General features: G+C 69.6%; 21 protein-coding genes. All 21 read left to right on the top strand.

Features of this window, described 5'->3' with window-relative positions:
- The first annotated feature begins 63 nt into the window (after positions 1-63).
- The 21 genes from AN215_RS24645 (at position 64) to AN215_RS24545 (ending at position 23,139) form a co-directional block, all read left to right on the top strand.
- Positions 64-1,626 carry an MFS transporter gene (locus AN215_RS24645; protein WP_079123381.1) on the top strand — a complete coding sequence of 521 codons (1,563 nt, stop codon included), beginning with the start codon at positions 64-66 and terminating at the stop codon, positions 1,624-1,626.
- The gene (locus AN215_RS24640) at positions 1,623-1,841 is read left to right on the top strand and encodes an acyl-CoA carboxylase epsilon subunit (protein ID WP_070010944.1); all 219 of its coding nucleotides are present in this window, start codon (positions 1,623-1,625) and stop codon (positions 1,839-1,841) included. Before AN215_RS24645 ends, AN215_RS24640 begins: the two co-directional genes overlap by 4 nt.
- 61 nt (positions 1,842-1,902) lie before the next feature.
- Positions 1,903-2,814, top strand: a complete 912-nt coding sequence (locus tag AN215_RS24635) for an SCO6745 family protein (RefSeq protein ID WP_070010945.1) — start codon at positions 1,903-1,905, stop codon at positions 2,812-2,814.
- Positions 2,811-4,091 (top strand): activator-dependent family glycosyltransferase, encoded by a 1,281-nt coding sequence (locus AN215_RS24630; protein WP_070010946.1) that lies wholly within the window; start codon positions 2,811-2,813, stop codon positions 4,089-4,091. Before AN215_RS24635 ends, AN215_RS24630 begins: the two co-directional genes overlap by 4 nt.
- Positions 4,092-4,128: 37 nt before the next feature.
- A complete protein-coding gene (locus AN215_RS24625) occupies positions 4,129-5,436 on the top strand; it encodes a nucleotide disphospho-sugar-binding domain-containing protein (protein ID WP_070010947.1) in 1,308 nt (435 codons plus the stop codon).
- A gap of 76 nt (positions 5,437-5,512) precedes the next feature.
- Positions 5,513-6,769, top strand: a complete 1,257-nt coding sequence (locus AN215_RS24620) for an activator-dependent family glycosyltransferase (protein WP_070010948.1) — start codon at positions 5,513-5,515, stop codon at positions 6,767-6,769.
- A gap of 165 nt (positions 6,770-6,934) precedes the next feature.
- On the top strand, positions 6,935-7,528 hold the full coding sequence (locus tag AN215_RS24615) for an NADPH-dependent FMN reductase (protein WP_070010949.1): 594 nt from the start codon (positions 6,935-6,937) through the stop codon (positions 7,526-7,528).
- Between the two features lie 122 nt (positions 7,529-7,650).
- A complete protein-coding gene (locus AN215_RS24610) occupies positions 7,651-8,517 on the top strand; it encodes an NmrA family NAD(P)-binding protein (RefSeq protein ID WP_070010950.1) in 867 nt (288 codons plus the stop codon).
- A 22-nt stretch (positions 8,518-8,539) separates the two neighbouring features.
- Positions 8,540-9,217 (top strand): antibiotic biosynthesis monooxygenase family protein, encoded by a 678-nt coding sequence (locus tag AN215_RS24605; RefSeq protein ID WP_139140780.1) that lies wholly within the window; start codon positions 8,540-8,542, stop codon positions 9,215-9,217.
- 55 nt (positions 9,218-9,272) lie between these two features.
- Positions 9,273-10,556, top strand: coding sequence for a nucleotide disphospho-sugar-binding domain-containing protein (locus tag AN215_RS24600; RefSeq protein ID WP_070011378.1), 1,284 nt, complete (start codon positions 9,273-9,275; stop codon positions 10,554-10,556).
- Between the two features lie 46 nt (positions 10,557-10,602).
- Positions 10,603-11,379 carry a methyltransferase domain-containing protein gene (locus AN215_RS24595; protein WP_079123378.1) on the top strand — a complete coding sequence of 259 codons (777 nt, stop codon included), beginning with the start codon at positions 10,603-10,605 and terminating at the stop codon, positions 11,377-11,379.
- A gap of 73 nt (positions 11,380-11,452) precedes the next feature.
- Positions 11,453-12,601, top strand: a complete 1,149-nt coding sequence (locus tag AN215_RS24590) for a nucleotide disphospho-sugar-binding domain-containing protein (RefSeq protein ID WP_070010952.1) — start codon at positions 11,453-11,455, stop codon at positions 12,599-12,601.
- A 33-nt stretch (positions 12,602-12,634) separates the two neighbouring features.
- Positions 12,635-14,257 (top strand): MFS transporter, encoded by a 1,623-nt coding sequence (locus AN215_RS24585; protein ID WP_070010953.1) that lies wholly within the window; start codon positions 12,635-12,637, stop codon positions 14,255-14,257.
- 394 nt (positions 14,258-14,651) lie between these two features.
- Positions 14,652-15,362 (top strand): class I SAM-dependent DNA methyltransferase, encoded by a 711-nt coding sequence (locus tag AN215_RS24580; RefSeq protein ID WP_070010954.1) that lies wholly within the window; start codon positions 14,652-14,654, stop codon positions 15,360-15,362.
- Between the two features lie 117 nt (positions 15,363-15,479).
- A complete protein-coding gene (locus AN215_RS24575) occupies positions 15,480-16,637 on the top strand; it encodes a DegT/DnrJ/EryC1/StrS aminotransferase family protein (RefSeq protein ID WP_171904268.1) in 1,158 nt (385 codons plus the stop codon).
- 5 nt (positions 16,638-16,642) lie between these two features.
- A complete protein-coding gene (locus tag AN215_RS24570; RefSeq protein ID WP_070011380.1) occupies positions 16,643-17,242 on the top strand; it encodes a dTDP-4-dehydrorhamnose 3,5-epimerase family protein in 600 nt (199 codons plus the stop codon).
- Positions 17,243-17,247: 5 nt separating this feature from the next.
- Positions 17,248-18,321, top strand: a complete 1,074-nt coding sequence (locus AN215_RS24565; protein ID WP_070010956.1) for a glucose-1-phosphate thymidylyltransferase — start codon at positions 17,248-17,250, stop codon at positions 18,319-18,321.
- Positions 18,322-18,448: 127 nt separating this feature from the next.
- Positions 18,449-19,456, top strand: a complete 1,008-nt coding sequence (gene rfbB / locus AN215_RS24560) for a dTDP-glucose 4,6-dehydratase (protein ID WP_070010957.1) — start codon at positions 18,449-18,451, stop codon at positions 19,454-19,456.
- Between the two features lie 7 nt (positions 19,457-19,463).
- On the top strand, positions 19,464-20,768 hold the full coding sequence (gene rfbH / locus AN215_RS24555) for a lipopolysaccharide biosynthesis protein RfbH (RefSeq protein WP_070010958.1): 1,305 nt from the start codon (positions 19,464-19,466) through the stop codon (positions 20,766-20,768).
- Complete coding sequence (locus AN215_RS24550) at positions 20,765-22,144, top strand: NDP-hexose 2,3-dehydratase family protein (protein ID WP_070010959.1); 1,380 nt, start codon at positions 20,765-20,767, stop codon at positions 22,142-22,144. Before rfbH ends, AN215_RS24550 begins: the two co-directional genes overlap by 4 nt.
- Entirely contained in the window at positions 22,141-23,139 is a 999-nt protein-coding gene (locus tag AN215_RS24545) for a Gfo/Idh/MocA family protein (RefSeq protein WP_070010960.1), read from the top strand. Before AN215_RS24550 ends, AN215_RS24545 begins: the two co-directional genes overlap by 4 nt.
- Positions 23,140-23,159: the final 20 nt, after the last annotated feature.

Genomic DNA, 23,159 nt, shown 5'->3' with positions numbered 1-23,159 from the left:
GCCGGCGGGGGCCGGAGAGGCCGCGGCAGGAGACCACTTCGGCCCCGAGCAGGAGCCCGGCGTATGACATCACCGAATCCACCGGCCGCAGCACCGGCCGCCGCTGCGGCCTGGAGTCCCCGCATGTGGGGGTTGCTGTTCGTCCTGGCCGGCAACATGCTGATCGACGCTCTCGAGGTCTCGGTCATGGTGGTGGCCATGCCTGCGATCGGGGACGATCTGCGTCTCCCGATGACCGAGGTGCAGTGGGCCATGACCGGCTTCGCCCTGGGCTTCGGGGGGCTGATGCTGCTCGGCGGACGGATCGTCGAACTCCTCGGCAGGCGCCCGGTGTATCTGATCGCGCTGGTGGCCTTCGCCGCGGCGTCCGTGGTCGCAGGCCTGGCCGAGGACGCCGCCCTGCTCATGGCGACACGCTTCGTCAAGGGCTTCGCGGCCGCGCTCACCGCACCGACGGGCCTCGCCATCATCGGCGCCGTGTTCGCCGAGGGCCCCGACCGGAACCGGGCGGTTTCGGTGTACGCGCTCTTCGGCTCCTGCGGCTTCACCGCGGGACTCCTGCTGTCCGGCGCACTCACCGAGGTGAGCTGGCGCTGGGCAGTGGCCTTCCCGGCCCCGGTGGTGCTGCTGCTGTTCGCTCTCGGGGTGCGGCTCATCCCCGGAGACGGGCGCGTCCGGCGCCGTACGGGCACAGCACGGCGGCCCCCGGCGGACGCTCTCCGCCGGCTCGACCTGCTGGGCGCTGTCACGTTCACGGGAGCCCTGCTCTCACTCGCGTTCGCGATCGTGTCCGTGCCCTCGGCCGGGGCCTCCGGCAGAGGCATCCGCACGGCAGGCTGCTTCGTAGCCGCCGCAGCCCTCCTCGCCGCCTTCGTACGGATCGAGCGCAGAGCCGCCCACCCGCTGGTCAGGCCCTCCGTCCTGAAGGCCGGCGCGCTGCCACGCTCGGCACTGGGCGCGGCCGCACTCAACGGCTCCTACCTGGGGCTGCTGTTCATCATCTCCTTCCAGCTGCAGTCGACGCCCGGCAGGGGACCGTTGTGGACCGGTCTCGCGCTGCTGCCGGCGAGCGCTCCGCTGGCCGTGACAGCCCTGTGGTCGGGCCGGATGGTGAGCCGGTTCGGCGCACCTTGGCTGATCGCACTCGGGGGAGCGCTGCCGCTGACCGGCTACCTGCTCTACCTGCTCCGGCCTGACCCCGTTCCCTATGCGAGCGGTCTGCTTCCCACGCTGCTGCTCGTCGGGGCGGGCTTCGTCCTTGCCTTCGCCGCCTTGAACACGCAGGCAACCGCGGGTGTGCCGGAGGCGGAACGCGGTCCGGCCGTCGCCACGTACCAGAGCGCGGTCCAGATCGGGGCCGTGCTGATGCTCACGCTCGTCGCGGCCACGGTGACGGCTCATCAGCAGCCCACCCCGGACCTTCGGCCGGCGATGGCGCTGGTCTCGGCCGCCGGCCTGCTCGGCCTCGTCGTCGGACTGGCGGGAGCCGTGGCACGTACGGGCAGGCACGACTCACGGACGAACGGTCCTCGCGCGGGCGGAACCGAACCGCACGGCGCACCCGACCTCGAACCCAACACTTCGGTTCGGCCATCGAGCACCGGACCGGACGGGAGCCGATCATGACAGAGACCGAATCGCAGGCACTCATCAAAGTGACCCGGGGAAGGCCCGACGCCGGCGAACTGGCCGCCCTCACCGCCGTTCTGCTCGCGCGGACCGGCGCGGCCACAGCCGGGACCGGTGATCCGGTCCGGAACCAGCACACCGTGGCCCGCTGGTCCCGTCTGGACCGGGAGGTGCGCTTCGCCGACCCCCGGACCTGGCGGAACCGGCGCTGACGGGCTTCTTGCCGACCTGAACCAGTGCCCGCCTCCCGAACAGCGCGAAGAAGGAGGAACCATGTCTTCACCTGTGGCGACCGACCTGCCGCCGCGCGCCGTACGTGACTGCCACGGCGTCCTCAACGCCCTCCACTCGACCGTCTACTTCACTCCGTACATCGACAGTGAACTCGCCGGCCACGGCTTCGACGACACCATGAGCACGTATCTGGCCACCCGGGCGGCGGCCCTCGGCGCGGTCGGCCCGGGCACGGTCACGGCGACGTTCTGCAGCTTCCGGCACGACCTCGTCGCCCGGCACGTCCCACACGTGTGGAGCCTGGCCTCGCCGGGGTTCCTCTGGTCCGTCAGGCTGCGCGCTGCCGACGCGACTCTGCGGGAGGCGCTGGGTGAACCGGCCCTCGCCGGCGCACACCTCGTCGAAGCCGCCGAACTGGCCATACGTGCCACCGGAGGATGCGGCCGCCCGGGACGTCCCCTGTACGCGGCCCACGCCGACCAGTCCGTACCCCAGGAACCCCATCTCGCCCTGTGGTACGCCGCCACCCTGCTTCGCGAGCACCGTGGCGACAGCCACATCGCCGCGCTGAGCCACGCCGGTCTCGACGGCCTGGAAGCCCTGGTGACGCATTCGGCAAGCGGACAGGGCATGCCGAAGGCCCTCGTGATGACCAAGCGCGGCTGGACCGAGTCGGACTGGTCCGCCGCCGAACAGCGCCTGCGGCGGCGAGGGTTGATGGACGCCGACGGGTCCCTGACCGCCGACGGACACGCCCTGCGCCGCGACCTGGAGGACACCACGGACCGCCTGGACCGTGCGCCGTACGAGCACTTGGGCGGCGAGGGCGTGGGACGTCTCACCGAGCTGGTGGGCGGGCTGGTCACCATGGCCGCGGAGCGGGGCGTCTTCCCGGAGCCGCTGCGGGACTTCTTCACCGGGCCGGACACGGCGAAAGGACGACCGCGGTGAAGGTACTGTTCGCCATCATCCCGGCCGTGGCTCATCTGCATCCGATCGTTCCGCTCGCATGGGCGCTGCAGAGCGCCGGCCACCAGGTACGCGTGGCCTCGCACCCCGGTATCACGGACGCGATCACCAGCTGCGGGCTTACCGCGGTGCCGGTCGGTCCCGAGGTGGACCTGGCCTCTTCGGTCCGGGCCGCGGCGGACAACGCCGCGTTGGAGCGCATCACCGAGGCCCTGGCGCTGGAGCCCGCGGACGCCAACCTCCGTACGGCACTGCGTTATTACATGCTGGCGCCCTTCGCGAACTACTACGAGCCACCGACGCCGTCCGGCGGCCGGCCCATGGTCGACGCGCTCACGGATTTCACCCGCTCCTGGCGGCCTGATCTGGTGCTGTGGGACCCGCTGTTCTTTCCCGCACCGGTCGCTGCGCGCGCCTGTGGTGCCGCGCACGCCCGGCTGCTGTGGGGGCTGGACCATTTCGGCTGGGCCAGGCAGCGGTTCACCGAGCGGCTGAACCTGCCGGGGAGCAGCCCCCACGAGGACTTGATGGCCGAGCTGATGCGGCCCACGCTCGAGCGGTTCGGTCAGGAGTTCAGCGAGGAACTCGTGGTCGGTCAGTGGACGGTCGACCCCACCGCACAGCGAATCCGGCTCCCGGTGGACGTGCGGCACGTCCCCGTCCGGTGGGTCCCGTACAACGGGGCGGCCGCCGTACCGGATTGGCTGCGCCGGGCCCCGGAGCGGCCTCGGGTGTGTCTGACCCTGGGGGTGAGCGGGCGGAGATTCTTCGCCGACGACCCGGTCCCCGTGGCCGAGCTGCTCAAGGCGACCGGTGATCTGGACATCGAGCTGATCGCCACCCTGGACCGGACTCAACTGCCGGACGGAAGCTGGATTCCCGGCAACGTGCGGGTCGTCGACTACGTACCTCTCAACCAGCTGCTGCCGACCTGCTCGGCGGTCGTCCACCACGGGGGCGCGAACACCTTCGCCGCCGCGGTGCAGGCGCGGGTACCGCAGTTGATGATCCCCAAGGAGGGCGGCGACTACCTCGACCACGCCCGCTACGCGGCCGAACTGGGCGCCGGCATCTGTGTCCCCCGCGACGGCCGGCTCACCGTGGACGGACTGGTCGACGCTCTGATGCGACTGGTGCGTGAGCCGGCATTCCGTGGCGGAGCGGACGCTCTGCACGCGGACGTGGCCCAGGCGCCGACCCCCGATCAGGTCGTGCCGGTCCTTGCGAAGCTGACCGAGGAACACCGCAGCCGAAGCTGAGCACCGCTGCGAACGCCGAATCCGGGAGACCGACTCCGTGCGCGTACTGATGACGTACTTCCCCTACCCCTCCCACCTCTACCCGATGGTTCCCCTCGCGTACGCGCTCCGGGAGGCCGGACACGACGTGCATGTGGCCAGCGCGTCGGAGGAGGCGGGGACCATCCGCGCGGCGGGTCTGACGCCGGTGGATCTCGGGTCCAGGACCGAGTGGCGGGACACCGCCCACTGGGCGGACAGCCCGCTGTGGCAGGCGCGGGAGAAGGAACTGCGGCGCATCACCGACGCCTTGCCGCCGTCCCTTTCGCCGTCCGACCGAACGCACTGGGACTTCGTCAGACATCAGTTCCTGCCCGTGCAGGCCTACTACTTCACCCCTGACCGTCCAGGCGGCCACCGCCCGATGGTGGACGGGCTGGTGGACTTCGCCCGCGCCGGCCGCCCCGATCTCGTGCTGTGGGACTTCACCTTTCCCACCGCCGCGGTGGCCGCGCACGTCTGCGGTGCCGCACACGCCCGCTTCACCTGGGGCCTGGACTATCTGGGCTGGGCCCGGGAGCAGTTCGTACGGTGGCGGCACGAGGCCGGACCCGGGCTGGGCGAGGACCCACAGGTCGTACAGGCGACCGCGGCCGCCGCACGCTTCGGCCTGCCGTACTCGGAAGACATGGTCCTGGGGCAGTGGACGATCGAGGCGACCGCGGGCCTGCCGCAGCTGCCGCTGGAGACCACCCGCATGCGGGTCCGTCAGATCCCGTACAGCCAGGAGAGCGTGACACCGGACTGGGTCGACGCGCCCCGGAGCCGGCCGCGGGTCTGCCTGACCCTGGAATGGGACTCCGAGGGCAGGCTCGCCGACACCGACGTCGCCCTCTCCGACGTGGTCGGCGCGCTGGCCGGACTGGACGCGGAGATCGTCATGATCTTCCCCGCCGAACAGCTCCGCCACTCGGGCCCCTTGCCTGCAAACGTACGTGCCGAGTCCTACGTGCCCTTCGGCCGGCTGCTGCCGACCTGCTCGGCCCTCGTCCACTACGGCGGTGTCGGCAGCTTCGCGGCGGCGGTCGCTCACTCGGTGCCTCAGGTGATCATCCCCAGGAACCTCGGCAACAGCGAGGCGCTGCTGAGGCACGTCGAGGACAGCGGTGCGGGCCTGGGGGTCAGCCTGGCGCAGTCCTCCCCCGCGCAGCTCACGGACCGCATCGAACGGGTCCTGCGCGAACCGGACTTCCAGAGGGGCGCCGACCGCCTGCACTCGGACATGTCTGTCGTGCCGGCTCCGCACTCCCTCGTCCCTGCCCTGGAGGATCTGACCGGCCGGGTCCGTCTACCGGGGACCGCCTGACGGTCTCCGGGGACCGACTGACACACCCCTGGGCATGGCCCGCCTGCCCGCATCGTCCTCTGCTCAGGAGACAGTTGTGCGCATACTCTTCGCCGTCATCCCGCTTCCCAGCCATGTCTTCACGAGCATCCCGCTGGCACGAGCCCTCCAAGGCGCGGGACACGACGTCCGGTTCGCCAGCACTCCGAACGCGCAGCGGACCATCACGGACCTCGGCATGCACGCCGTGCCCGTGGGCGAGCCGCTGGACAAGTCCCAGGAACTCCTCGAAGAGTCCGCCGAGCCGGTCGACATCGCGCTCGACCCCGACACCCCCGACGCATGGGAACCCGTCCGTGATGCCCTGCTCCGCGATGTCGTCACCGACTACCTGGCTCCCAGGCCCGCCGGGCACAGGTCGGTGCTGGACGACCTCGTCGCGTACTGCCGCGGGTGGCGTCCCGAACTGGTCATCTGGGACCCGCTGTTGCTTCCTGCCGCCGTCGCCGCACGGGCCTGCGGCGCCGCGCACGGGCGGCTGCTGTGGGCCGTCGACACGATCGGCTGGACCAGGACCCGGTACGTGGAGCAGTCCCTTCAGCGAGGAGGCACCCCCGCCGACGACCCGTGGGTCCAGGCCCTGCTGCCCACCTGCGAGCGCTTCGGGCTCCCGTTCACCGAGGACCTGATCACCGGGCAGTGGAGCGTGGACACCGTGCCGGAACGGATGAGGCTGGCGGGTGACCACACCTACCTGCCGATGCGCTACGTGCCCTTCAACGGCGGTGCCACGGTGCCCGCATGGCTCCAGAGCCCACCGGAACGACCGCGCGTGTGCCTGACGTGGGGCGGCACCGCTCGCGCCGTGACCGAGCGGGAGAGCACCGTGGCTCTGCCCACCCTCCTGGAGGCGGTGTCGGGCCTGGACATCGAGGTGGTCGCCACCCTGCACGCGGACCAGCTCTCCCAAGTGGAGAAGATCCCGGACAACGTCCGCGCGGTCGAGTACATTCCCCTGACCATGCTGCTGCCGACCTGCTCCGCCGTCATCCATCAGGGCGGCGACAGCACGTTCGCCGGCGCGATCGCGGGCGGGCTGCCGCAGCTGGTCAATCCGGCCCCGAAATGGGGTGAGAAGTACGTCGCCCGGTATCTGGAACGCCGCGGCGCGGGGGTGGTTCTGCACGACCGAGACGCATCGGCGGCACAGGTGCGCGATCAGCTCGCAAGAATCCTGGCCGAGCCGTCGTTCCGGGACGCGGCGACGGTGCTGCACGACGAAATGATGGCCACCCCTACCCCGCACGACCTCGTCCCCCTGCTGGAGAACCTGGTGGTCCGTCACCGGCGGTAGTACCGGCCGGGTCCCGGTTCTACAAGTCTTCGTGAAGACCCCTCAACTCTTCGCGAAGTGCCTTGTTGTACGCATGCGCACCGAAGAGACTCCTATGTGTGCTGCCAACGTGTACCCCTTGGCAGGGGCGGCGCACTCTCATCAGCTATTCCAAGGAAGGTCACTATGCAGGACGCGCCCATCAAGCTGGCCGTGATCATCGGCAGCGTGCGTGGCGGCCGTTTCTCGCCCACGGTTGCCCGCTGGTTCACGCGCCAGGCCGAGCGGCACGGCGGGGTGGAGGCCGAGCTCGTCGATCTGGCCGACCACCCGCTGCCGCTGATCATGCCCGACTTCGGTGAGGACCTGGACGCCCCGACCCAGTCCGTGGTGGACGGTCTGGCGGCCAAGCTCGCGGCCGCGGACGCGTTCGTGGTGGTAACTCCCGAGTACAACCACAGCACGTCCCCCGCGCTGAAGAACGCCATCGACTGGTACCTCGACGAGTGGAAGACCAAGCCCGTCGGTCTCGTGTCGTACGGCGGGCAGGGCGGCGGTCTGCGGGCCGCCGAGCACCTGCGGCAGATCTTCGCCGAGGTCCACGCGACCACCGTGCGCGACGTGATCAGCTTCCACAACAGCTGGTCCGACTTCGAGGCCGACGGCGAGCCCGCCAGCCCCGAAGGCAGCGAGGAAGCTGCCAAGTCGCTCCTGGAACAGCTCATCTGGTGGGGCTCGGCGCTGCGCGACGCACGTGCGAAGACGCCTTACACGTCCTGATCATCGCTGAGAACGGCCGACGGGCGGAGTGAGGAGAACTCCTCACTCCGCCCTCTTTCTTGACCCGCTGAGGGCGCGGCGAGGGAGCAGTCCGTTAACCCGACCGAAGTGGGAGAGAAACCATGGCCGATCAGCAATCCGTGCTCGTCATCGGAGCGACCGGGAACGTTGGGCCGCACGCCGTCGCGCAACTGCTGGACTCGGGCGTCGAGACACGCGCGCTGGTTCTGCACGACGATCCGAACATCGACCGGCTGCCCGAGGGTGTCAAGGTGTTCCACGGCGATCTCGCGGACCCCGACAGCCTGGACCCCGCTCTGGACGGGACCACGGCCGTGTTTCTGATGTGGCCGTTCTTCGCCCTCAACGTGGACACGGTTCCGCAGGTCCTGGCGAAGATCGGCCGGCACGCCCGCCGCGTGGTCTTCGTCTCCTCGATCGGGGTGCACATCGGTCTCGAACCGGTGGACAACAACTGCCACGCCTATGTCGAGGAGCAGCTCGAGAAGACGGATCTGGAGTGGACCTTCCTGCAGACCACCGGCTTCGCGAGCAACGTACGGATGGCCTGGGCCCACCAGATCCGCGCCGGCGGCGTGGTGCGCTCGCCCTACGGCGACGCCGCCCGCTCCCCGATCGACGAGGCCGACGTGGCCGCCGTCGCCGTGCGCGCCCTCACGACCCCCGGGCACGGCGGAAAGCGGTATGTGGTCACGGGCACCGAGGCGCTCTCCCAGCGCGAACAGCTCCGGATCATCGCCGAGAAGACCGGCCAGTCGCTGCGCTGGGAGGACGTACCGCACGAAGCGGCACGGGACGCCATGGTCGACTCCGGCTGGCCGCCCGCCTACGCGGACGGTGCCCTGGAGTACTTCGCGATGCTGGAGGCCAAGCCGGAGACGGTCACGTCCACCGTCGAGGACGTACTCGGCAGGCCGCCCCGCCGGTTCCACGAGTGGGTCGCGGAGCATGCCGGCGACTTCCGCTGAACGGCCCGCCTTGGAGGTGACGATGCAATCGACCAACAGTCCGCCGGCGTTGACCGGATACGTCACCTATTGGTGCCTGCGCACCGAGGGCCCCGAGGTCGCGGAAGCACTCGCCGAGGCCGCGTCGGAGGTGTTGCGCCGTCTCGTGCCGCAGGTCCCCCGATTCCGTTCGGCCCGGGTCCATCTGAGCCTGGACGGCGACACCACCGTGGTCCGGGCCGAGTGGGCAGCCGCGCCGGACGACCGGCAGACGGTACGCACCGGCGAGCTCGGCCGTGCGCTGGCCGAGCTCGCCGACCGCCCCGGGGTCCTGTCGGCCACGGTGTCCGGCGGCTTTCCGGGACCGGGGATCGAAGGCCCTGCGTCCGGCGAGCCGCCGGGCCTTGTCGCCGTGGCGACCCGCCACGTCGGCGGACCCCGGAACGCCGAAGCGCTCTCGGAGTTGCTGCTCCGCAGCGGCGAGTGGAAGCGGGACTTCCCGGGCTTCATCTCGGCTCAGGCCTGCGTCAGCGGGGACGGCAGCGTCTACGTCAACTACCCCCAGTGGGTGGACGGAACCGCCTATCGCGCGTACATGGACGACCCCCGCAACGCGGCAGGGCAGGGGGACATCGCGGTCCTGGAAGTCGCGCCACCGGAGGTCGTCCTGTGCACCGTGCTCGAACAGATCGACGCAGCGAATCCTCGTATCAGCCGGTGAGCCGTACAGCCGGTCCGTACCCGGCACATGACACATGCAGAAGGGGAACGCCCTCATGAGGGTCTTGTTTTCGGTACCGCCCGCCTTGGCGCACATCTATCCCATCGTTCCGCTCGCCGGTGCCCTGCGCGGTGCGGGGCACGAGGTCCGGATCGCCACGCACCCTGAAATGGTCGAAGTCGTCCGCGACTTGGGCTTCTTCGCGGTGTCCGTGGGCGAGGAAGGCTTCGTCCAGGGTGAGAAGCCGGGGAGCGACGAGCTCTACGACCGGATCGCGGCCGCCCTCGCGCCCGAACTCGACGCGGGAAGCACCCGCCGGCTGCCGACGAAGCCGTTCCTCGAGGCGTTCACCCGCTACTACAGCCTCACCCCGGCACCGTCCGCCGCCACCGTCACCGTCGAGGACCTCGTGGAGTTCGCGCGGGGGTGGCAGCCGGACCTGGTCCTGTGGGACATGGTGTCGTTTCCCGGGGCGATCGCGGCACGCGCCTGCGGCGCCGCCCACGCCCGTGTGGTGCTCTCCATGGACGACTTCGGCTGGACCCGGCTGACCCTCGCCGACCGGGTACGCCGGCCGGACACGGGCGTGGACACCGACCCCATGGCCCAGTTGATGCAGCCGGTCCTGGACCGCTTCGGCATCGAGTTCGACGAGGACCTGCTGCTCGGCCAGTGGACCGTCGACCACTCCCCTGCCATCCGGCTGCGGATGCCGCTCGACCTGCGCTACGTGTACTCCCGGCCGCTGCCCTTCAACGGCTCGGCGGTCGTGCCGGAATGGCTGTACCAGCCACGTGAGCGCCCCCGGGTCGCGCTGTCCCTGGGAGCGGGCATGCGCAGCTTCTATCCCGACGACAGCACCATCAGCCTGGAGGTTCTCTTCCAGGCGGCGCGGGACCTGGACGTCGAGCTGGTCGCCACCTTGAACAGCACACAGCTCCGGGCGGTGCGCGAAGTCCCGGACCATGTCCGCGTCATCGACTACCTGCCGCTCAATCTGCTGCTCCCCACCTGCTCGGCGCTCATCCATCACGGAGGCGGCGGAACGATGGCGGCCGCGGTGCCGCACGAGGTCCCGCAGATGATCTGGCCGGAGGAGAGCCACTACTACGAGGACTTCGCCCGGTACGTGGAAAAGAGCGGGGCCGGACTGGTCGTGGACCAAGCCCGGTCGTCTCTGGACGAGATCACCAAGCAACTCGGCCAGGTCCTGAACGACGAGTCGTTCAGGGAGGGAGCCGCCGGACTGCACCGGGACATGCTGGCGGTCCCGAGCCCGGCAGACGTCGTTCCGGTCCTCGAAGGACTCACCGCGCAGCACCGCGGACAGGCCGGCTGAGCCCGGCAACGGACAGAAGTGGCAGAGGAATGACAGGGGTAGAGGAATGACAACAGCGTCCGGGCAGCAGGAGCAGACAGACACACAGATCCTGTCCAGGCTGTGGGAGCGGAACTACGACCCGCACACCTTCGCGATCATCGACAAACTGCCCCTCGCGCCGGACTGGCGCTGCCTCGACGTCGGCGCGGGCAGCGGCTCGACGTCCCGTCTGCTTGCCGAGCGCGTACCCCAGGGATCCGTGCACGCCATCGACGTGGACACCAGCGAGCTCGGGTCCGTACGTGCGCCCGGCCTGTCGGTGGAGCAACTGGACGTTACTCAGGCCGAGTTCGAGCCCGGCTCGTTCGATCTCGTCCTCGCGCGGGCCGTGGTCACCGGCCTTCCGCAGGCCGAGCAGGAGCTCACCCGCATGATGCGGTGGCTGGCGCCGGGCGGCTGGCTGCTCGTGGAGGACTTCTACTTCCTGCCGAGCGACGACGCCCCCACCGCTGCCGGACGCGCGGTCGTCGCCGCGTACACGGGTTCCTTCCGGGCGAACGGCGCCGACATGCGCCTTGCACGCCGGCTCCCCGCCTACCTCGCGCAGGGCGGTCTGACATCGGTGGACATGCGCGTACGACCGCTGGGTCCCGGACAGGGCGCCGACGAGAACGAGTTGATGCGTACCCGGATGGAGCTCCAGGGCCACCGTCTGGTCGACAGCGGTGCGGTGACCGCCGCGGAGCTCGACGACTTCGTCACGTCCCTGGACCGGCCCGAGTCGCGGGACGTCACGGTCCTGCAGTTCTCCGTGTGGGGACAGCGGCAACCCACCGGATGACCCGGCCGGTGGCAGACCGATCCGCTCCGGCCCCGGCTCCAGGGACGAGCCCCGTACTTCAGGAGGAAAAGCCATGAGAGTTCTGTTCGTGGGCGGGGGAAGTCCTGCCACGATTTTCGGGATCGTCCCGCTGGCCTCCGCCGTCCGCAACGCCGGGCACGAGGTGTTCATGGCCGGCAACGAGGCGATGGTGCCGTACATCACCGGTGCCGGTCTGCCCGCGCTGTCCGTGGCCGACCACGAGATCAAGCACTACATGGCTCGTGAGTGGGACGACCGGTTCGACACCGAGAACCACCAGGACATGATGGGGTTCATCGGAAGCTGGTTCGCCCGCCTTGGCGCCGACGGCTTCGCCTCGCTCCGCAAGGTCGTGGAGACCTGGCGACCCGACCTCCTCGTGGGCGGCACGATGAGCTACGCGGCCGCGCTGCTCTCCGCCGAACTCAAGGTCCCCTACGTCGTCCAGGCCTGGGGCCTGGACGAATGGACCGGAACCGACGCGGCCGCCGAACGGGTGCTTGCGCCCGAACTGCGCGAACTGGGCCTGGACCGGCTGCCGGAACCCGATCTGCGGATCGGGATCTGCCCGCCGAGCATCGCCTCGCCGGACTCCCGTGACGATCTGCTCATGCGCTGGATGCCGGGCAACCTGCAGGGCCGGCTCGAGCCGTGGATGTACTCGCGAGCGGAACGCCCCCGGGTGTGTCTGACCGCGGGCAGCCGGGCCGACCACGAACGCGGCTTCAAGTTCCTGAAGACGCTGTCCGAACGGATCGCACCGCTGGACGTGGACATCGTCATCCCCGCCCCGGAGGAGCTCGCCGCCGAACTGCGGGCCGCGATCCCGGGCGTACGCACCGGCTGGATCCCGCTCAACGTGGTCATGCCCACCTGCGACCTGGTCGTGCACCACGCCGGGGGCGCCACCACGATGACGGCCCTCACCTCGTGCGTACCGCAGCTGGTCATCCCGGAGACGCCCGTGTTCATGCCTCCGGTCCAGCGCCTCGCCGACTTCGGCGCGGGCCTCGCCATTCCTGAGGCAGAGGCCACCGACTCGGCTGTGGCCGAGGCGTGCCGAGCGATTCTGTCCGATGGCGACTTCACCGTACGGGCCCGGGCGCTCGCCGCGGAGATCGCCGAACTGCCGTCCCCGGCAGCGCTGTTGCCCCGACTGGAGAGACTCGCGGACGCCTCGCTTGTTCCCGCGGACGCGTGAGACTCCGGCATGTGCCTGTGAAGGAGAAGAACCATGGCTGAACCAGCACCACCCCGTGCCGGCCGGCGGGAGTGGCTCGGACTGGCCATCCTCGCGCTGCCGACACTGCTCCTCGCGCTGAGCATGACGTCGCTGAACCTCGCGATCCCCTATCTGAGTGCGGACCTGAACCCCAGCGGAACCCAGCTCCTGTGGATCACCGACATCTACGGGTTCTTCATAGCCGGGACGCTGATCACCATGGGCACCCTCGGGGACCGGTTCGGACGCCGCCGGCTGCTGCTGGTCGGCTCCGTGGTCTTCGGCATCGCGTCAGCCGTCGGAGCCTTCTCGAACAGTGCCGAGATGCTCATCGTGATGCGGGCGGTGCTCGGCCTTTCCGGTGCGACGCTGATGCCTTCCACGCTGTCGCTGCTGTCCAACATGTTCCGCGACCCCGGGCAGCGCACCTTCGCGATCTCGACGTGGATGGCCACCTTCATGGGCGGCACCGCGATCGGGCCGCTGGTCGGCGGAGCGCTCCTGGAGAGCTTCTGGTGGGGTTCGACGCTGCTCCTCGGTGTCCCGGTGATGGTGCTGCTGGTGGCCGTCGGCCCGCTGGTGCTCCCCGAGAGCAAGGACCCCGATCCCGGACGGCTGGACCTCGTCAGCGTCGTTCTGTCCCTGCTGGGAATCCTGAGCGTGGTCTACGGGCTCAAGAAGGCCGCCGAGCAGGGCTTCGAACCGATGGCACTGGGCTACATGGCGGCCGGCGCCATCATCCTCGCGGTCTTCCTGATCCGGCAGACCAAGCTGACCCACCCCCTGCTCGACCTGGCCATCTTCCGGGACCGGATGTTCAGCGTCCCGGTCACCGTGCTGGCCGTCGGGATCTTCATGAACGGCGGCATCAACTTCTTCCTGATGCAGTTCCTTCAGATGGTCGTGGGGCTCACGCCGCTGCAGGCGGGGCTGTGCACCCTGCCGCCGACCACCATCGGCATGGCCACCTCGATGCTGGCGCCCATGCTCGTACGACGGGTGCGCCCGGCCTTCGTGATGGGACCCGCGTTCCTGGCCTCGGCCGCAGGACACGCCATGATCATCCAGGTGGACAAGGACAGCGGGGCCGCACCCATGGTGATCAGCCTCGCTGTCATGGGTACGGGCTTCGGCCTGTTCATGGCGCTGGGCACGTCCCTCGCGCTGGGGGCGGTCCCGAAGGAGAAGTCCGGCGTGGCGTCGGCGACTTCGGAGACCAGCACCGAGCTCGGCCTCTCTCTGGGCATCGCGGTGCTCGGCAGTGCCGGCACGGCCGTCTACCGCCAGCAGTTCAACGAACTCGTCCCCGCTTCCGTCCCGGACGCGGCAGCGGCAAGTGCCGAGAACACCATCGGAGCCGCGGTGACGGTGGCCTCGAAGCTCCCGGCACAGGCCGGCGAGGGGCTGCTCGACGCCGCCAACACCGCTTTCGCTGCGGGGCTGCGGCTGAACTCGATCATCGGTGCCATCGGTCTGACCTGCGTTGCCGTGTTCGCCACGGTGATGCTGCGCGACGCGCCGCCCCAGCCCAAGGAGGCGCAGACGCACGGGCACGGCGACGACGATCCCGAACCGCCGCCGGATGCCGAGCCCGTGGCCGCGAACGGCACGACGGGCGAATCCTCCGACCGGTAGGGACGGCAATCCCCGCGGTACCCCGGTATCCACGAGGCCGCTTCCGCGAACGCTCCCCGGAACGGGGGCAGCGGTCTTCGGACGTCATCGCTTCTTCAGTGGCCACGCAGGTCCATGGCAACGCTTCCACCTGCGCAAACTCGACCTGACGACAATACAGCCTGTACTTGCGCAGCGGCCTTCCCGCCGCTGCGCACCGCGGGATGGACCACCGCCTCGGACGATCGCCGGGCGGCGTACACCGCTGCCCGGCGGCAGAGGGCCCGGAGTCGTTCCGGGCTCACCGGCGGACACACCGTTCATTCCCTGCCCTCAGTACCTTCCAGCACCAACTCACACTCACAGCCACGCCTTTGGAGGCGCCATGACCGCTGTTTCTGAAGCATTTCCCGCGGTGTACAGCACCGACCACGCCGAGATCTACGACTTCATCCATGCCGCGCGCGGCAGGGACTGGGCAGCCGAGGCGGACGACCTCGCCAAGCTCATCCTCGACCGTCGCCCGGAGGCCCGTTCACTGCTCGACGTCGCGTGCGGGACCGGGGAGCACCTGGTCCGCTTCGCCACCCACTTCGAGCGCACCGAGGGCCTCGAACTGTCGGAGGGCATGGGCCGCATCGCCGAGGCGAAGCTCGCGGGAGGCACCGTACACAGCGCGGACATGCGCGACTTCGACCTCGGCACCAGCTACGACGCGATCGTGTGCATGTGCTTCTCGCTGTCCTACACGCGCACGGTCGAGGAGCTGCGTTCCACCGCTGCGTCCATGGTCCGGCACCTGGCCCCGGGCGGCGTGCTGATCGCCGAACCCTGGTGGTTCCCGGAGAAGTTCATCGACGGATTCGTCTCGGCCTCCCTGGCCGAGGAAGAGGGAAGGGCCGTCAGCAGGCTGTCGCACACGGTCAAGGACGGCCGTACGAGCCGGATGACGGTCCGCTACACCGTGGCCGACCGCTCCGGAATCAGGGAGTTCACCGAGCACGAGATCCTCTCGCTCTTCAGCGAGGAGGAGTACAAGGCGGCGTTCGCCGAGGCCGGCTGCCCGGTGGAGTACCACCCCGGCGGTCCCAACGGCCGTGGCCTGTTCGTGGGCGTACGGCCCTAGCGGGCCGCTCCCCCTCGGACCTCGTCCGGGGCATACGGCCGATCCCATGCGTCCGGGGTGCGCCATACGGCGCGGCCCGGGCGCCTTCTCATGTGGTCCTTCACGAGGAGACACAGCGTGATCAATGTTTTCCAGCCCAGCCTCGGCGAGGAAGAGGCAGCTGCCGTGGCGGAGGTCTTCGCCACCAACTGGACAGGTCGCGGACCGCGCACCAAGGCTTTCGAGGCGGAGTTCGCCGAGCACATCGGCGCCCGGCCGGAGCAGGTGCTGTTCATCAACTCCTGTACGTCGGGACTCTTCCTGGCCGTCGATCTTCTTGAACTCGGCCCGGACGACGAGGTGGTGCTCCCGTCCGTGAGCTTCGTGGCGGCCGCCAACGCGGTCGCCGCGGCAGGAGCCCGGCCGGTCTTCTGCGATTCCGACGTCCGTACGCTCAACCCGACGGCCGACCACATCGAGCGGGCGCTCACCGAGCGCACCAAAGCGGTGGTGGTACTGCACTACGGCGGCTATCCGGGCCACATCGCCGAGATCGCGCGGCTGTGCAGGCGGCGCGGCATCACCCTCGTGGAGGACGCGGCGTGCTCGGTGTCCTCCACGGCCGACGGCCAGGCTTGCGGCACCTTCGGCGACATCTCCACCTGGAGCTTCGACTCCATGAAGGTGCTGGTCACGGGAGACGGCGGTGCCTTCTACGCCCGTGATCCGGAAGTTGCCCACCGCGCGCGTCAGTTGGCCTACCACGGGCTGGAGCACGCCAGTGCCTTCGACGCGGCCAAGGTGTCCGACCGCTGGTGGGAACCGAACGTCCAGGGCTTCGGCCGCCGCAGCATCGGCAACGACGTGACCGCGGCGATCGGCAGCGTGCAGCTGCGCAAGCTGCCCGACTTCGTCGCACGCCGCCGCGCGATCGCCGCGCTCTACGACCGGCTGCTCGCGGACGCGGAGGGCGTGCGGCTGCCGCCGCCCCTGCCCGAAGGACACACCAGCTCGCACTACTTCTACTGGGTGCAGCTGGATGCCGCCGTCCGCGGCCAGGTCGCCAGGGACCTGCTGGAGCGCGGGATCTTCACCACGTTCCGCTACCCCGCTCTGCACAAGGTCCCCGCGTACCGGTCCGAGGGCACATCGCTGCCGGGGGCCGAGGAGGCGGCGGACCGGACCCTGCTGCTCCCGCTGCATCAAGGGCTGAGCGATTCGGAGGTGCACACCGTCGTCGACGAACTCCGCAAGTCCGTCGAACGCCGCTCGCAGGCTCTCCGGATCGGGGGGTGAGCGTGGTGCACCTCGAGGAAACCACCGTCCCGGGTGTTCTCGTCGTCACCCCACGACGTCACGTCGACGAGCGAGGTGACTTCTACGAGGGCATGCGCGTCGATGCGCTCGAGCGTGCACTGGGCCACCCGTTCGCGGCACGTCAGATCAACTACTCCACCTCACGGAAGAACACGCTCCGGGGTATTCACGGCGTCGCGATCCCGCCCGGCCAGGCCAAGTACGTGACCTGCGTCCAGGGAGCGCTGCGCGACATCGTCGTCGACCTGCGCGTCGGATCGCCGGCGTACGGCCGCCACCACGTCACCGAGCTGGACGCCGAATCCGGCCGGAGCGTGTACGTACCCGAGGGCGTCGGACACGGCTTCCTCACCCGGGACGACGACACCCGCATCTGCTACGTGCTGTCCAGCACCTACGTCCCAGGCACCCAGATCGACATCGATCCGCTGGACCACGAACTCGCTCTCCCCTGGGGGTTCACGCACCCGCCGTTGATGTCCGACAAGGACGCGGCGGCCCTCTCACTCGCCGAAGCCGTCTCCGCGGGGCTGCTGCCCCGGTGGGAGCGGCCCGGCGTGGCCTATTCCATACGTCAGGAGTGAACGCGATGAAGGCTCTGGTGCTTTCCGGCGGGTCAGGTACCCGTCTGCGTCCTTTCAGCTACTCCATGCCCAAGCAGCTCATCCCCATCGCCAACAAGCCCGTCCTGGAGCATGTCCTGGAGGGTGTCCGTGACCTCGGTGTCACCGACATCGGCGTCATCGTCGGCGACGGCGGCCAGCAGATAGCAGAAGTGATCGGCGACGGTTCGGACACCGGAGTCCCCATCACCTACATCCCCCAGGAGGAGCCGCTGGGGCTCGCCCACTGCGTCACCCTCGCGCGGTCCTTCCTGGGGGACGACGACTTCGTCATGTACCTCGGAGACAATCTGCTGCCCGAGGGCGTCACGACCGTCGCCGAGGACTTCGCCGAGCACCGCCCCGAAGCGCAGATCGTCGTACACAAGGTCACCGATCCACGCGCGTTCGGCGTGGCCGAACTGGACGCCGAGGGGCGCGTGGAACGGCTGGTGGAGAAGCCCCGCGAACCGCGCAGCGACCTGGCATTGGTCGGCGTCTACTTCTTCACACCCGCCATCCACGAGGCCGTCGCCGCCATCGAGCCCAGTGCGCGCGGCGAGCTGGAGATCACCGATGCCCTCCAGTGGCTGGTGGCCAACGGCCATGACGTACGCGCCAGCGAGTACGACGGCTACTGGAAGGACGCCGGCAGGGTCGAAGACGCCCTCGCATGCAACCGGCAGCTGCTGGAGACCCTCAAGCCGTCCATGGCCGGCGAGGTCGACACGAACAGCAGGCTGGACGGCACCGTCGTCGTGGAGGCGGGAGTCCGCATCGTGCGCTCCACGGTCGAGGGTCCCGCGGTGATCGGGGCCGGTTCGGTCATCGAGGACAGCCACATCGGTCCCGGCACCTCCATCGGGCGCGACTGCGTGGTGCACAGGACCCGGCTCACCGACTCAATCGTCCTGGACGGCGCGGAGATCCGGGACGTGACCCCCCTGCGGAACTCGATCATCGGCCGTGCCGCACACGTGGGCGCGGGCGAGCAGGAGACCACCCACCACCGGCTCATCGTCGGTGACGACACACGGATCGAGGTGGCCGCCTCATGCTGAACAGGACAGACAGGACGCGGTTCCGGCCGGGCCCCGGAGGGCTCCGCTGCCGGCGTGAAACCATCCCGGCCGCACGGGCGCCCCGTCGTCGCGAACGCCCGGGCCGTGCGGAAGAGGGTGGAGCGGCATGAGGGTACTGGTGACCGGCGCGGCGGGCTTCATCGGCTCGAACTACGTGCGCACGCTGCTGCAAGGCGGATATCCGGGCTACGAGGACGCACGCGTCACAGTCCTGGACAAGCTCAGTTACGCGGGTCGCCGGGACAATCTCCCGGCGTCCCACCCTCGCCTGGAGTTCGTGCAGGGAGACATCTGCGACCTGCCACTGGTGACGGAGGTGGCCGACGGCCACGACGCCGTCCTGCATTTCGCGGCCGAGTCGCACGTCGACCGGTCCGTGGACTCCGCCGCCGAATTCATACGCACCAATGTGGGGGGAACCCAGACCCTGCTCGACGCCTGCGTGGAGCGGGGAGTCGAGCGAGTGGTGCACGTCTCCACCGACGAGGTGTACGGCTCCATCGCCCAGGGCTCGTGGACGGAGGAGTGGCCGCTGGCCCCCAACTCCCCCTATGCCGCCTCCAAGGCGGCGTCCGACCTGGTCGCCCGTTCCTACTGGCGTACGCACGGCGTCGATCTGTCCATCACGCGCTGCTCCAACAACTACGGACCGCACCAGCACCCGGAGAAGCTGATCCCCCTCTTCGTCACGAACCTGCTGAGGGGCGAACAGGTGCCGCTGTACGGCGACGGGCGCAACGTGCGCGAATGGCTGCACGTGGACGACCACTGCCGCGCGATCCAACTGGTGCTCACCAAGGGTCAGGCCGGTGAGACCTACAACGTCGGCGGCGGCAACGAACTGACCAACGTGGACATCACCCGGCGCATCCTCGAACTGTGCGGAGCGGACTGGTCCATGGTCCACCGCGTCGCCGACCGCAAGGGTCACGATCTGCGCTACGCCCTGGACGACAGCAAGATCCGCGATCAGCTCGGCTATGAACCCCTGGTCCCCTTCGAGCAAGGCCTCGCCGACACGGTCGCCTGGTACCGCGACACCCCGTCCTGGTGGCAGCACGTCACGCAGGAACGCGCAGTCCACGCCGGCACCGCCCTCTACCAGGAGAACTGAATCAGCCATGAGCGACCACAAGGCACTGATCCTGGACGAGACCCGTAAGTACCACCTCGACCAGCAGGGGGACGGCCGCTTCGTCCCCGGCGTCACCCCGATCTGGCCGTCCGGCGCCGTGCTCGACGCCGACGACCGCGCGGCACTCGTGGAGGCCGCGCTGGATCTGACGATCGCGGCGGGCGATCGGGCGCAGCGTTTCGAGTCACGCTTCGCGAAGCTGCTGAAACGCCGCAAGGCCCATCTGACCAACTCCGGCTCCTCCGCCAACCTGCTGGCGCTGACCGCGCTGACCTCCCACGTGCTCGGAGACCGGCGGCTGCGGCCGGGAGACGAGGTGATCACGGTCGCGGCGGGCTTCCCGACCACGGTGAACCCGATCGTGCAGAACGGCCTCGTGCCCGTCTTCGTCGACATCGACCTGGGGATCTACAACACCACCGCGCAGCGGGTCGCCGACGCCATCGGACCGAAGACCCGGGCCATCATGATCGCGCACGCACTCGGCAATCCCTTCGAGGTCGCGGAGATCGCCCAACTCGCGAAGGATCACGACCTGTTCTTCGTCGAGGACAACTGCGACGCCGTGGGATCCACCTACCAGGGACAGCTCACCGGCACCTTCGGCGACCTGACCACTGTGAGCTTCTATCCCGCCCACCATCTGACGATGGGCGAAGGCGGCTGTGTCCTGACCTCGAACCTGAAGCTGCACCGCGTGGTGGAGTCGCTGCGGGACTGGGGCCGGGACTGCTGGTGCGAACCCGGCAAGAGCAACACCTGCCTGAAGCGGTTCGACCACCAGATGGGCCGGCTGCCCGCGGGGTACGACCACAAGTACATCTTCTCCCACGTCGGTTACAACCTGAAGGCGACCGATCTCCAGGCCGCGCTGGGTCTGACCCAGCTCGACAAGCTGGACGGCTTCGTGGAGGCCCGGCGCCGCAACTGGCGGCGGCTGCGCGAAGGGCTGGACGGGGTCCCGTACTTGAGGCTGCCCGAGCCCACCCCCGGGAGCGATCCCAGCTGGTTCGGCTTCATCATCAGCGTCGACCCCGAAGCCCCGTTCTCGCGGGCGGCACTGGTGGACTTCCTGGAGGAGCGCAAGATCGGCACCCGACGGCTGTTCGCAGGCAATCTCACTCGGCAGCCCGCCTACCTCGACGTCCCGCACCGGGTGGTCGGCGACCTGGCCAACAGTGACTTCGTCACCGAGCACACCTTCTGGGTCGGCATCTATCCGGGCCTCACCGAGGAGATGATCGACTACATCGCCTCCTCCGTCCGGGAGTTCGCCGGGAGCAGCCGATGACCGCGACGGCAACCCTGCGCCCCCGGGAGGACGTCGGGCTCCGGGACCGGCTGGCCCGCTCCGCCGCAGAACGCGAGGCGGGCATGCAGCTGCGCAACCCGGACTTCATGCCGTGGCTCGCGGAGCGCGGCGTGGCGCATCGCTTCGCCGTGGAGCGGATTCCGTTCTCGGCCCTGGAGGGCTGGTCGTTCGCGCAGGACACGGGCAACCTCGGGCACCACAGCGGGCGGTTCTTCACGGTCGAGGGACTGCACGTGGTCGCCGACGAGGAGTCGGGCGGTGAGTGGCAGCAACCCATCATCAAGCAGCCCGAGGTCGGCATCCTGGGCATCCTGGCGAAGGAGTTCGACGGGGTGCTGCACTTCCTGATGCAGGCCAAGATGGAGCCGGGCAACCCGAATCTGCTCCAGGTCTCCCCCACGGTGCAGGCCACCCGCAGCAACTACACCAAGGTGCACCGCGGCGCCGACGTGAAGTACATCGAGTACTTCACCCAGGCCGGCAGGGGGCGCGTAATGGCCGACGTCCTCCAGTCCGAGCACGGCTCCTGGTTCCACCAGAAGTCCAACCGGAACATGCTGGTCCAGACGGACGAGAACGTGCACGTCGACGACGACTTCTGCTGGCTGACCCTGGGCCAGATCGGCGAACTGCTGCGCCTGGACAACGTGATCAACATGGACGCGCGCACCGTTCTGGCGTGCGTGCCCGGCGTGTCACCGGGGAGCCGGGCCCTGCACTCGGACACCGGACTGCTCTCCTGGTTCACCGGCGAGCGGTCCCGGCGGGAGCTGCGGGCCGAACGCACCCCCCTCGGCGAGGTGTCGGGATGGCAGCGGGACCCGTGGGCGATCAGTCACGACGCAGGGCGCTACTTCCGGGTGGTGGCTCTCGCGGTGCAAGCCGGCAACCGGGAGGTCACCGGCTGGACCCAGCCCCTCTTCGAACCCGTCGCCACCGGAGTCACCGCCTTCCTGACCCGCCGGTTCGGCGGGGTGCGGCACGTGCTGGCGCACGCCCGCGCCGAAGGCGGCTTCCTGGACACGGTCGAGCTCGGGCCCACCGTCCAGTACACCCCCGAGAACTACGCCCACCTCGATCCGGCCGACCGCCCCCGATACCTGGACCTGGTACTCGAAGCGGATCCTGCCCGAATCCGCTACGAGGCCGTGCACAGCGAGGAGGGGGGCCGCTTCCTCAACGCCGAATCCCGCTACCTCATCGTCGACACCGAGGACATCGGCACCGATGTGCCGCCCGGCTACAGCTGGGTCACCCCTGACCAGCTCAGCTCCCTCGCCCGCCACGGCCACTACGTCAACGTCCAGGCCCGCACCCTGCTCGCCTGCCTCAACACGGGGGCGGTGCCCGGATGACGGCCCCGACACGGATCGGCGTCCTCGGCTGCGCGGAGATCGCCCGCCGCCGGATGCTCCCGGCGATGGCGGCCTCCGGCCGGACCGAGATCGCCGCCATCGCCAGCCGCGCCCTCCACAGGGCCGAGGAAGCGGCGCGTCCCTATGGCTGCCGTGCGGTCCACGGCTACCAGGCGCTGCTCGAGGACCCCTCCGTCGAAGCCGTCTACGTTCCGCTGCCCGCCGCCCTGCATGCCCACTGGGCCGGGGCGGCGCTGGCCGCGGGCAAGCACGTCCTGGCGGAGAAGCCGCTGACCACGGACCGCGAGGCGACCGCCGAGCTGATCGGCTCCGCCCGGGCCCGTGGGCTGGCCCTGATGGAGAACGTCCTCTTCGTCCACCACAGCCAGCACGAGACGGTGCGCACTCTCCTGTCTGACGACGTCATAGGTGAACTGCGTTCGTTCCGTGCCGAATTCACCGTCCCCCGCCGGGCCGACGACGACATCCGCTACAGCGCCGAGCTGGGCGGCGGCGCCCTCTGGGACACCGCCGTCTACCCCCTGCGCGCCGCACTCCACTTCCTGGGCCCCCGGCTCGCCGTGCTCGGTGCGTCTCTCATCAGCGGTCCCGGCCAGGAGGTCGACACCGCGGGCGCGGCCCTGCTGCGCACCCCGGACGGCGTGACCGCCCAGCTGGCGTTCGGCCTGGACCACGGCTACCGCTCGCTGTACGAGATCACCGGTACCCGCGGCCGGATCACTCTCGACCGCGCCTTCACCCCGCCCGCCGACCACGTCCCGACGCTCCACGTCGAAACCAGCGACGGCACCGAGATCCTGGAACTGCAGCCCCACGACCAGGTCTCCGCCACCCTCGCCGCCTTCGCGGACGCGGTACGCACCGGGAAAGGCGCCGGCACCGCGCAGTCGGCCTGCCTGCGCCAGGCCGCACTGCTCGAAGAGATCGCGAGCAGTGCGGCACGCAATCAGCGGCCCCTCATCCAGGAATCCTGACCCGGGCGGTCCGGCGAGGG

It is taken from the genome of Streptomyces abyssalis (genome assembly GCF_001751365.1).
GTDB lineage: Bacteria > Actinomycetota > Actinomycetes > Streptomycetales > Streptomycetaceae > Streptomyces > Streptomyces abyssalis.
The sequence above is the reverse complement of the archived record's forward strand: the minus strand, read 5'-3'. Positions and strand labels throughout refer to the sequence as shown.

Bases quoted from the DNA above. Each gene is read 5' to 3' on its own strand.
- AN215_RS24645 (WP_079123381.1), top strand. From the start codon at position 64: ATGACATCACCGAATCCACCGGCCGCAGCACCGGCCGCCGCTGCGGCC.
- AN215_RS24640 (WP_070010944.1), top strand. From the start codon at position 1,623: ATGACAGAGACCGAATCGCAGGCACTCATCAAAGTGACCCGGGGAAGG.
- AN215_RS24635 (WP_070010945.1), top strand. From the start codon at position 1,903: ATGTCTTCACCTGTGGCGACCGACCTGCCGCCGCGCGCCGTACGTGAC.
- AN215_RS24615 (WP_070010949.1), top strand. From the start codon at position 6,935: ATGCAGGACGCGCCCATCAAGCTGGCCGTGATCATCGGCAGCGTGCGT.
- AN215_RS24610 (WP_070010950.1), top strand. From the start codon at position 7,651: ATGGCCGATCAGCAATCCGTGCTCGTCATCGGAGCGACCGGGAACGTT.
- AN215_RS24605 (WP_139140780.1), top strand. From the start codon at position 8,540: ATGCAATCGACCAACAGTCCGCCGGCGTTGACCGGATACGTCACCTAT.
- AN215_RS24600 (WP_070011378.1), top strand. From the start codon at position 9,273: ATGAGGGTCTTGTTTTCGGTACCGCCCGCCTTGGCGCACATCTATCCC.
- AN215_RS24595 (WP_079123378.1), top strand. From the start codon at position 10,603: ATGACAACAGCGTCCGGGCAGCAGGAGCAGACAGACACACAGATCCTG.
- AN215_RS24590 (WP_070010952.1), top strand. From the start codon at position 11,453: ATGAGAGTTCTGTTCGTGGGCGGGGGAAGTCCTGCCACGATTTTCGGG.
- AN215_RS24585 (WP_070010953.1), top strand. From the start codon at position 12,635: ATGGCTGAACCAGCACCACCCCGTGCCGGCCGGCGGGAGTGGCTCGGA.
- AN215_RS24565 (WP_070010956.1), top strand. From the start codon at position 17,248: ATGAAGGCTCTGGTGCTTTCCGGCGGGTCAGGTACCCGTCTGCGTCCT.
- rfbB (WP_070010957.1), top strand. From the start codon at position 18,449: ATGAGGGTACTGGTGACCGGCGCGGCGGGCTTCATCGGCTCGAACTAC.
- rfbH (WP_070010958.1), top strand. From the start codon at position 19,464: ATGAGCGACCACAAGGCACTGATCCTGGACGAGACCCGTAAGTACCAC.
- AN215_RS24550 (WP_070010959.1), top strand. From the start codon at position 20,765: ATGACCGCGACGGCAACCCTGCGCCCCCGGGAGGACGTCGGGCTCCGG.
- AN215_RS24545 (WP_070010960.1), top strand. From the start codon at position 22,141: ATGACGGCCCCGACACGGATCGGCGTCCTCGGCTGCGCGGAGATCGCC.